The sequence below is a fragment of the Accumulibacter sp. genome (assembly GCF_032229525.1).
In the GTDB taxonomy this organism is placed as follows: Bacteria; Pseudomonadota; Gammaproteobacteria; order Burkholderiales; family Rhodocyclaceae; genus Accumulibacter.
Genome location: NZ_JAVTWB010000127.1, coordinates 1 through 10,029, shown reverse-complemented (window position 1 = coordinate 10,029; position 10,029 = coordinate 1). Strand labels below are relative to the sequence as shown.

The following is a 10,029-nucleotide window of genomic DNA, read 5'->3' as shown; positions in this document are numbered from 1 at the left end:
ACCTTGCGGCAACCTTTGTTCAACTATGAGAGTCTTGTGCGCTACCAACAGGGAGGTGTCCAGGCTGCTTACAGCGATGCGGTGTTTGACCGGAAGGAGGCGGAACTGGCAGTCAAGGTCGCGGCGGCCTACCTGGAAACCCTTCTCGCGTCGGATGTATTGGGTCTTGCTGATGCCGAAATCGCGGCCTATGGCGCGCAGCGCCAGTTGGCCGAGCGGCGGCGCAAGGGCGGTGAAGGCACCATCACTGACGTCGCGGAAGCCGAGTCCAGGCTGCAACTCGCGCGCGCGCGTCGTGACGACGCATTGGACCGCTCGACGGTCGCCCTGCGCAAACTGGAGGGCATGACCGGCAAGTCAATGTCGCCGCTGTGGGTGCTGCGGCCGGATTTCATGCCAACAGGCATACGGCCCAGCGCTCTCGATGAATGGTTGGCGCTGGCACAGGACAACAACGCGGCGATTCGCGCGCAACGCAAGCTCTACGAATTGGCCGGCCTCGAGGTGGAGCGCAATCGCGCCGGTCATTTGCCGCAACTCGACTTCATCGCGCGTGCGCTGAAAGCCGAGAATGAGACCCTTTCAACGCTCAATCAGAAGAGCTCGATCAATACCGTAGGCGTTCAACTCAACATACCGTTGTTTGCCGGGGGCCGAGTGAACGCTCTGACCGGGCAGGCGGTCGCCAACCGGGAACGTGCACGGGCCGAACTCGACGCGGCCGTGACTGAAGCTTCCGTTGAAGTTGAACGCCATTTTCTTGCCGTCGAGGTGGGTGGTAGCAAGGTCCAATCCTTTCTCACGGCGGTCGATGCCAGCGTGGTGGCGGTCGAAGGGATGAGGCGCGGAATGACGGCCGGAGTTCGGACCAATACCGACGTCCTCGACGCCGAACGACAGATGTTTGCTGCCAAGCGTGATCTGGCTCAGGCGCGGTACGAGGTTCTGATGAGCACGCTGCAGCTGAAGTCCGCATCCGGAGTGCTGTCGGAACGGGATGTTGCCGAGATCGCGGGACTGCTCTTGCCACCGCATTGAGTGCGGCTTCGCCCGTTTCGATCGACATACCCATGCAGAGGTCCTATTTCGCGGTAAAGCCAGCGACCCTCCCTAGCGAGGGCGAATACTGTCCGGATGTGGTCGCCGTCCTGGTCACCCACAATCCGGCTCCAGATACCTTGCTGCGTGTCCTGCAGTCCGTGGCGCGGCAGGTTTCCGCCATTATCGTGATCGACAACGCGTCGAAAATGTCGCCCTGCGCCTGGCTACAGGCGGCCAGTCGAAACTTCCGGGCCGAAGTCGACGTGGTGATCCAGGACGACAATCTGGGATTGGGCTGTGGCTACAATGTTGGCCTGGACAAGGCGCGATTGCGTGGAGCCACGTTCGTGCTGCTGCTCGACCAGGATAGCGAACTGGAACTCGGGGCCGTGGCCACGCTTCGCGCCGCCCAGGTCGAACTAGCCAAACAGGGACTGCCGGTGGCTGCGGTCGGGCCCCGTTATCGCGATGCCACTGACGGTTCTCTGTCTCAATTCGTCCGCGCCGGCGCCTTCCGCTTCAACCGTGTCGGCTGCGATGAGCGTGCGTGTGCCGTGCATGTGGATTTCCTCATTTCATCCGGTTCCCTGTTGCTGATGAAATCTGTCGCAACCGTCGGGCCAATGGACGAGCGGCTCTTTATCGACCATGTCGATACCGAATGGTGTTTCCGGGCGCGCTCCCTGGGCTTCGGGGTTTTCGGTGTGTGCGATGCCGTGATGCACCACTGTCTTGGTGAGCGGCGAATGGATATCTGGTTCCTGCGTTGGCGCAAGATCCCGGTTCATTCTTCTTTTCGTTATTACTATATCTTCCGCAACAGCATCCTGCTTCGCCAAAGACCGTACATGCCCAAAACGTGGAGGCGCGCTGATCTGTCGCGCCTATTTCAGATGGTCTTCTTTTTCGGCTTGCTGGCGCCCAACCGCTTGGCCAATCTGCGCATGATGTGGCGCGGGTTTCGCGACGGCATCAGGGGCGTTTCCGGCAAGTTGAGTTGACGAGTTTGCGCTACCTCCAGCTTTCGGCGGAGGTATCGCTGGCAGCCGTCCCGAGTAGCGCAGCAAGTAGCGAATCATGCTTTTCACATGCCAGAGCAAGTGACGCAGGCTGCGACGGCTGCTTCGTCGTGCATCATGGATGGCGATTGCGGCAGGGCAGGCGACTACCCGCAGACCCGCTTGCCAGGCACGCACACAGATGTCCACGTCCTCGTAATAAAGAAAGTAGCGAGTGTCGAATCCACCCAGCCGGGCGAAATCCGCGCTGCGGAACAGCATGAACATGCCCGCGACCCATTCCGGGTAAAAAGAGCACTGCCCGGCGGTCGCTGCATGACGCCCGTCCGCGCTTCCCATGGCTTTCCTGACCAGGGACGCCGGTGTCGGGAAGCGGCGCATACTATCCTGGATGCTGCCGTCCGGCGCCACGATCAGGGGTGCTGACAGGCAGGCGGCATGTTCCTCCATGCAGGCGATGAGTGCGGGAAAAGGGTTGGTCGGGAGTTCAATATCCGGGTTGAGGACGCAGAAGTATTCCGCGTGGCAATGCAGGAAGGCGGCCGCATGGTTTGCGCCGAAGCCCTCGGGTTCGCTGTTGTTGATAATTTTCAACCGCTCGCCATCCTGTAAGGCTGAGCTTTCCGGAACGTTCCGGGTGACGATGATCTTGCTGACTTCCTGGAACGCCGACAATTGGGACACCAAGCGTTCCACCATGGCACCGTGACCGTGGCTGACGATGGAAACAGCGATCATGACCGGTCAAAGGAGATTTGGGCGATGCGCGGCGGCCACGCAAGGCTGAAATCATTGGCGGTAAGGGTGAGGTTGGGCGAATAAGCCGGGTCGTCAAGCAACTCGTTGGCCCACTTGTCGTTCATGAACGCCACTTCGGAGGCAAAGCGTGCCTGTTTTGCGGGCGTTGTTTCCTGGCCGCGGCTAGCCGACTCGTGGTGAAACATCTCTGCGTAGGGCGTCCAGACGTTGCGATAGCCCGCCTCGCGAAGCCGCAGGCAGAAATCTATGTCATTGAAGGACACCGAGAGTCGCTCGTCGAGGCCGCCAACTTCCTGATAGATGGATTTCTTCACCACCATGCAGGCCGCAGTAACCGCGCTCAGCGATTGATGCAAGGCCGCTCTGCCGAAATGGCCGGTTTCACCCCGCTCGTAATTCAAGAAAGAATGTCCTGCGACGCCGCCCAAGCCGAGGATCACGCCGCCGTGTTGCAGCTTGTCGGTGGGGTACCACAAGCGGGCGCCCACGGCGCCGACGCCGTCCTGTTCGGCAAAGGAAACCATTTCCTCCAGCCAGTGCGGCGTGATGATTTCAATGTCGTTGTTCATCAGGCACAGCACGCTGCCCTGTGCCTGCTCGGCCGCACCGTTGTTGAGGCGAGAATAGTTGAATGGGCCATCGTCCGATAGTACTCGGACGCCGCTGTCGCGCAAGCGGTCGAGTAACTGCAACGTGTTTGCCTCTTCGCTGCCATTATCGACGACGATGATTTCGTAAGGCGTGTAAGTGGTGCGCTGGCGTATGGACTCGATGCACACGCTTAGCAGCTGCGCGCGGTCGCGCGTGGGAATCAGAATGCTGACCAGCGGCGACGGCGTCGGCAGCGGGAATTGGACCCTGGTGTAGTGCGGTATCTCCGGCGCGGGCATCACCTCCGCCGCAATCCCGCGGCGTTGCAAATGCTCTTTCAGTGCCCGATGGGCGGCTGTCAAAGCGTAGGGCTTCTGGGTGATGGAGCTCGCCGTACTTCCGGCGACGATGCGCCAGTGGTACAGCACTCGAGGAATATGCACAATCTGATCCGGCCGCAGGCGTTCAACCGCGCGCAGGGCGAGATCGTAATCTTGCGAACCTTCAAAGCCTTCCCGGAACCCGCCGATCTCGTTCAACAGGGCGCGCCGGTAGCAGCCCAAGTGCGACAGCATGTTCTGCGCCAGCACCAGTTCGTAGTTGAAATCACATTTGAAGTACGGATCGCAGCGCTCGCCATCGAGCGAAAGTTTGTCTTCATCAGTGTAGATCAAGCTCGCCTCGGGATGCTCGACAATGGCCTGCGCGATGAACCACAAGGCCAGCGGATGCAACAGATCGTCGTGGTCGAGAAGAGCGACAAAGTCGCCTTCCGCCAGAGCCAGTGCCGAGTTGCTGGCGGCGGAAATGTGACCGTTGACCGGGCGGAAGACGACCTGGATGCGAGGATCTGTCGAGGCGTGGCGCTCGAGCAGTGCTTTGACTTCGGGAGAGTCGGACGCGTCGTCGGCAATGCACAGTTGCCAATGGGGATAAACCTGGCCCAGAACGCTCCCTATGGCTGCTTCCAGGAGTTCCACGTCGGAGTTATAGGTGGGCATCACCACGGTGATGATTGGTGGCGGCTGCCAGGCCTCGGCTGCCTGGCGAAACCGTGGATACGATTCAGCCGCTGGTTCGAAGCGGGCGAGCCAATTGCTGTAGTTGGCGTTGGCACGGGTCTCTGGCTTCAGTAGTCGTCGTAGCAGCCCCTGCCAGTCCCCGCGGGGTGTCTGCTGTGCGGCGCGCTGCGCGAATCGCCAGGCCCGCCTTGGGTTGCGAATCGCCTTGTTCAGAAGCGGTATGACGAAAGTTGCCCGGTGCAAGCCGCGCAACGGCCTGGTGATGCGCCAGCTTCTACTGCGCCAGATGGCCTCGATGTGCTCCTGCCTTTCGTCGAGCACCTGATCCTGAGTGCGGATTTGTTGTTCCAGAGCCGAAATACGCTGTTTCAGCTGAGCGATGCCGCCTTCTTGCTCGGCAATACGCTGTTGCTGGTCAGGGAAGGCCCAAACGCGGGCCATCATTTGCGCCACTTGCCCTTCACTCCACAAGTGCCGCCACTTGCCATACAGATGGGAATATGCCGGGCCGACGAACGGCGCGTTTTCGTGCACTCCCGAGCTCGCGTGGATGCGGTAATGGGCGGAAACCCCGGGAGCATGGGCGAAGGCGGAATGGCACGAGATCTGTAGCCAGAAATCCCAGTCCTCGAAAAGATCGAGACTTTCGTCGAAACGGCAGCCCAGGTCGATGACTTCGCGTCTAAACAATACGGCAAGCGGTGGCATCCAGTTTCCTGCCAGCAGGCGCAGATCGTCGAACGGCAGCCCGAGGGCCGGGCCCTGGGCGTTACCGGCAGGATCGGAGGGCTGCACCCCGGTATATGCAGCCAGCAACTCCGGCGCCTCCGCCAGCGCCTCGACGAGTTTCTCCACATGCTCGGGAAGGAGCCAGTCGTCATCGTCCAAAATGAGCAGATAGGCGCCGCGCGCGGCGGCGAGGGCAACGTTCGCTGCACGGCAGCGATGCAGAGGGTCGTCGGTCGGAATCAGGCGTAGCGGATAGGGGCCGCAGGAAGTTTCCATCGCCGAATGATCGGGAACAGCCGCCACCACCAGAATTTCAATCCGTGCGTAGGATTGTCGAGCAACCGACGCCAAAGCTTCCTGTAGCAGATGCGTCCGGTCTATGCTGCGGATCAGAATCGAAACCAGTGGGAGGGAGGAGATTTCTATTTCGGTCGAGGGTGTCATGTGCAACGGGCTGATGTGACAGGCGCGATGGCCATCGTAGGCGCATTTTACCGAGCAGTTCATGTTTTGAGCGGATTTATCGGGGTATCCGCCATCCGTCCTCGCGGCCTGGCCTGCCCCGCAGCTCAGCGCGTCAGCAACATCAGCAAGATCAGATTGAACAGCAGCGAGACCCCGGCGATGATCCGCCAGGTGAGCAGCGGGCTACGCATGGCCAGCGGCGTTGCCGGCGGTCGGCTGAGCGGTCGGCTGGCGCCGCGTTCCAGTGCCAGCAGGAATTCCTCGGTGGTTTCGAAGCGCTGGGCGGGATCCTTGGCGACCGCCTTGAGCAGGACGTTTTCCAGCCAGCCGGGAATGTCGGGGCGGTAGCGGGTCGGCGCTACCGGCTCGCCGAACTTGGGGTGCTGGAAGGGCTCGATCTCGCCGTACGGGTATTTGCGGGTCAGCAGGTGATAGAGAGTGACGCCGGCGGCGTAGAGGTCGTGCGTCGGGCCGGCCCGCTCGCCGGCAAGGAGCTCCGGTGCCATGTAGCTCGGGGTGCCCGGGCTGCCGACCGCGGGGTCGTCTTCCGACAGGCTGAGGGCGACGCCGAGGTCGAGAATGCGCAGGCGGCCGTCGCGGCCGATGTGGATATTGTCCGGCTTGATGTCGCGGTGGGCGACGTCGAGGCGGTGCAGTGCCGAGAGCCCCTTCATCAGCCGGACGCCGTGCTGGACAGCGTCGGCGACGGTGAAATGCAGGCCCGAATCGAGCATTCGCTGCAGCGTCGCACCTTCGTGCCAGGTTTGCAGATAGTAGAGGCAGCTGCGTCCTTCGGCTGGCAACAGTTGCGCGAAATACGGCGAGGCGATGCGCCGCCCGCGCCACTCCTCCATGATCAGCGAGCGAATTTCGTCGGGGTCGTTGGCCAGCTCCGGGCGCAGCGTCTTGAGCACCAGTTGCTGGCCGGAGGCCTGGTCGGTCACGCGGTAGAGCAGCGTGGCGCGCGAGTCGTGCAGCACTTCGTCAATCCGCAGCCCGTCGATTTCCTGCCCCGGCTTGAACAGCGGCGGCAGGGGCAGGCGCAAAGTGCCTTCGAGCGAGTCGCGCAGATTCTCCGCCGGCAGTTCCTGGATGCGGGCGACGACCGCACTGGCGTTGTCCTCGCCGCCAGCGGCCAGCGCCAGGCTGGTCAGAGCTGCCGCGGCGCGTTGCGCGTCGGGATGGGCGAGCAGCGTGGCGCGGATGCGCGCGTCGCCGAGTACGCCCCAAACGCCGTCGGAACAGAGCAGGAAGCAGTCGTTTTCTTTCAACTCGCCGTCGGCGAAATCGATCCGAAAGTGGCGGTCGAGGCCGACCGCGCGCGACAGCACGTTCTTGAGTTCCGGGTGTTCCCAGAGGTGATCGACGGTCAGTTGCGTGCACACCCCGTCGCGCAGCAGGTAAAGGCGAGAATCGCCGACGTGGCCGCAGACGTAACGGCGGCCACGCAGGACCAGTATGGTCAGCGTCGTCGCCATGCCGGTGAGCTCCGCTTGCCGGCCGCCTTGGGTTATCACCCAGCGGTTCAGGGCAACGACGACTCTTTCCAGCGCATGCGGCACGCTCCAGGTGTCGGGCGTTGCGTAGTAGTCCGAGAGCAGGCCGCGGACGGTGTATTCGGCAGCCTCGCGGCCGCCCTGGTGGCCGCCAACCCCGTCGGCGACTGCCGCGATCAGTCCCTTGTTGTCGAGTTCCGCCCCGTGCGGCGTGACCATGCCGCAGAAGTCCTCGTTACGCTGGCGCGGGCCGGTGAGCGAGGAATGGCCGATGTCGACGCTAAGCGGCATGCAGGTGTGGCTCCGAAAACGAGAGAGGGGCACAAAGTACGCAATGTACTCTGCTGCCCCTCAGGTTCGAAACGACTGGCAAGTCAGATCTTCGCCGCGGTCAGGTGCGCGGCACCCCAGGTGGTGCGCCAGCGGTTCTTGACGGCGCTCAGCCCGGCCAGCGCCAGCAGGGCCAGTGCGGCGAAGATCAGGAAGCCGGCCTGATAGCTGCCGGTGATCTGTTTGGCGTAGCCGAGCGAGGAGGCCAGGTAGAAGCCGCCAACGCCACCGGCCATGCCGACCAGCCCGGTCATGACGCCGATTTCCTTGCGGAAGCGCTGCGGCACCAGCTGGAAGACCGCGCCATTGCCCATGCCCAGTGCCAGCATCGCGCCGACGAAGGCGATCAACGCCATCCACGCTTCCGCCAGGCCGATGCTGACGATGGCCAGGAAGGCTGCGGCGAAGACATACATCACCGACAGGCTCTTGATGCCGCCGATACGGTCGGCGACGTTGCCGCCGATCGGCCGTACCAGCGAACCCGCGAAAACGCAGGCGGCGGTAAAGAAGCCGGCAGTCTTGGCGTCGAGTCCGTACTGGATGTTGAAGTAGATGGTCAGCGACGAAGCGAGGCCGACGAAACCACCGAAGGTTACCGAGTAGAAGAACATGAACCACCACGCGTCCTTGTCCTTGAGCACCTTCAGGTACTCGGCCAGAGACTTCGGTGGCGGACATTCCGGCGAGTCCTTGGCGGCGATCATGTAGTAGATGAAGACCAGCAGCAGTGGAATCAGTGCCAGGCCGAAGACGTTGATCCAGCCGTAGGCGATCGCCAGACTCGGCGCGATCAGCGCGGCGAGTGCGGTACCCGAGTTGCCGGCGCCGGCAATACCGAGCGCCGTTCCCTGATGCTCCGGTGGATACCAGCGCGAGGCGAGCGGCAGCGCGACGGCGAACGAGGCCCCGGCGACGCCGAGGAAAATGCCCAGGATCAGGGTTTGCTCGTAACTGTGCACGCCCAGTCGCCAGGCGAAGAACAGCGAGACCATCACCACCACCTGGCCGATGGCGCCGGTCAGCTTGGGCTTCAGGTGGTCGACCAGCAGGCCCATGACGATGCGCAGCAGGGCACCGGCGAGTACGGGGGTGGCCACCATCATGCCCTTCTGGGCGTGCGTCAGGGCGAGATCGCTGGCGATCTGCACGCCGAGCGGGCCGAGCATCACCCAGACCATGAAAGCGAGGTCGAAGTAGAGGAAGGAAGCGATGAGGGTCGGCCGGTGGCCGGCTTTCCAGAACGAGTTGTCCATTGTCGTGGTCCGTTGGTTGGAGTCGGGTGTCAGATTTCGAGGAAGACCGTCCCGCTTTCGACGCGGATCGGGTAGCGCCGTGAGCAGCCCTGGTCGGGGGCCACCGCCTCGCCGGAATCCAGATGCAGCTTCCAGCCATGCAGGGGGCAGGTCACCTGGTTGCCATGCACCATTCCCTGCGACAGCGGCCCGCCCTTGTGCGGACAGCGGTCGCGCAGGGCGAACACCTCGTCACCGGAGGTGCGGAAGACGGCGATGTCGCCGCCCGTTGATCTGACAACGCGACTGCCCAGTCGCGGGATCTCGTCAATCTTGCAGATCGATTTCCATTCAGCCATTTCTGTTCTCCCGTCGGTCATACCGCAAGCATTTCGTATTCGTTCCGCGCGACGCCGGCAACGCGCTCGGCCCACGGGTCCCTGGCGTCTTTCAACTCGGCCAGCAGGCGGCCGTGCAGCGCCCTGCGGTTGTCCGCGTCATCGACGACGCGGCTCTTGGCGTGGTCGAGGCCGACGCGTTCGAGGTAGTGGCAGGTGCGCTCGAGATAGAAGCCTTCCTCGCGGTACAGCTGCAGGAATGCGCCGGCGTACTCCATCACCTCTTCGTCGCTGCTGACCTTGACGAAGAACTGCGCGACTTCGGTCTTGATGCCGCCGTTGCCGCCGACGTACAGCTCGTAGCCCGAATCGACGCCGATCACGCCGACGTCCTTGATGCCGGCTTCGGCGCAGTTGCGCGGACAACCGGAAACGGCGAGCTTGACCTTGTGCGGCGAGTACATGTCGAACAGCATCTTTTCGAGCTTGACGCCCATGTCCATGGCCAGCTGCGTGCCGAAGCGGCAGTGCTCGGCGCCGACGCAGGTCTTGACCGTGCGGATCGACTTGCCGTAAGCGTGCCCCGAAGGCATGTCGAGGTCCTTCCAGACGCCGATCAGGTCTTCCTTCCTGATCCCCAGCAGGTCGATACGCTGCCCGCCGGTGACCTTGATCGTCGGCACCTGGTATTTGTCGGCGACGTCGGCGATGCGCCGCAATTCGGCGGAAGTGGTCAGCCCGCCCCACATCCGCGGCACCACCGAATAGGTGCCGTCCTTCTGGATGTTGGCGTGCGCGCGCTCGTTGATGTAGCGCGAGCGCGGGTCGTCCTGCGCCTGTTTCGGCCAGGTAGAGATCAGGTAGTAATTGAGTGCCGGGCGACACTTGTCGCAGCCGTCGGGCGTCGTCCATTCAAGGAAACGCATGGTTTCGCCAATGCTCAGCAGTGGCTGCTGACGAATCGCGTCGCGTACTTCCTGGTGCGAGAATTCCGTGCAGCCGCA

8 protein-coding genes are annotated in these 10,029 nt (G+C 62.7%); 2 read left to right on the top strand and 6 right to left on the bottom strand.

From position 1 onward, the window contains the following. Positions 1-1,038 (top strand): TolC family outer membrane protein (locus RUW20_RS08755; RefSeq protein WP_313951828.1); only part of this gene is annotated, 1,038 nt, incomplete at its 5' end. Between the two features lie 161 nt (positions 1,039-1,199). Further along, positions 1,200-2,042, top strand: a complete 843-nt coding sequence (locus RUW20_RS08750) for a glycosyltransferase family 2 protein (RefSeq protein WP_409559329.1) — start codon at positions 1,200-1,202, stop codon at positions 2,040-2,042. On the opposite strand, the gene RUW20_RS08745 is transcribed toward RUW20_RS08750, so the two are convergent. From RUW20_RS08745 to RUW20_RS08720, 6 genes are all read right to left on the bottom strand, one after another. Beyond that, the gene (locus tag RUW20_RS08745; RefSeq protein ID WP_313951826.1) at positions 1,926-2,798 is read right to left on the bottom strand and encodes a glycosyltransferase family 2 protein; all 873 of its coding nucleotides are present in this window, start codon (positions 2,796-2,798) and stop codon (positions 1,926-1,928) included. The two genes, RUW20_RS08750 and RUW20_RS08745, sit on opposite strands and share 117 nt — an antisense overlap. After that, complete coding sequence (locus tag RUW20_RS08740) at positions 2,795-5,668, bottom strand: glycosyltransferase (RefSeq protein WP_313951825.1); 2,874 nt, start codon at positions 5,666-5,668, stop codon at positions 2,795-2,797. The genes RUW20_RS08745 and RUW20_RS08740 overlap by 4 nt, the downstream gene beginning before the upstream one ends. A gap of 62 nt (positions 5,669-5,730) precedes the next feature. After that, on the bottom strand, positions 5,731-7,413 hold the full coding sequence (locus RUW20_RS08735) for a bifunctional protein-serine/threonine kinase/phosphatase (protein ID WP_313951824.1): 1,683 nt from the start codon (positions 7,411-7,413) through the stop codon (positions 5,731-5,733). 83 nt (positions 7,414-7,496) lie between these two features. Continuing rightward, positions 7,497-8,708, bottom strand: coding sequence for a nitrate/nitrite transporter (locus tag RUW20_RS08730; RefSeq protein WP_313951823.1), 1,212 nt, complete (start codon positions 8,706-8,708; stop codon positions 7,497-7,499). Positions 8,709-8,737: 29 nt separating this feature from the next. Beyond that, the gene (gene nirD / locus RUW20_RS08725; RefSeq protein WP_313951822.1) at positions 8,738-9,046 is read right to left on the bottom strand and encodes a nitrite reductase small subunit NirD; all 309 of its coding nucleotides are present in this window, start codon (positions 9,044-9,046) and stop codon (positions 8,738-8,740) included. 17 nt (positions 9,047-9,063) lie between these two features. Beyond that, the coding region (locus RUW20_RS08720; protein WP_313951821.1) for a (2Fe-2S)-binding protein at positions 9,064-10,029 on the bottom strand (966 nt) is incomplete at its 5' end.

Coding starts and splice junctions, on each gene's coding strand:
- RUW20_RS08745 (WP_313951826.1), bottom strand. CDS start 2,798: ATGATCGCTGTTTCCATCGTCAGCCACGGTCACGGTGCCATGGTGGAA.
- RUW20_RS08730 (WP_313951823.1), bottom strand. CDS start 8,708: ATGGACAACTCGTTCTGGAAAGCCGGCCACCGGCCGACCCTCATCGCT.
- RUW20_RS08740 (WP_313951825.1), bottom strand. CDS start 5,668: ATGAACTGCTCGGTAAAATGCGCCTACGATGGCCATCGCGCCTGTCAC.
- nirD (WP_313951822.1), bottom strand. CDS start 9,046: ATGGCTGAATGGAAATCGATCTGCAAGATTGACGAGATCCCGCGACTG.
- RUW20_RS08735 (WP_313951824.1), bottom strand. CDS start 7,413: ATGCCGCTTAGCGTCGACATCGGCCATTCCTCGCTCACCGGCCCGCGC.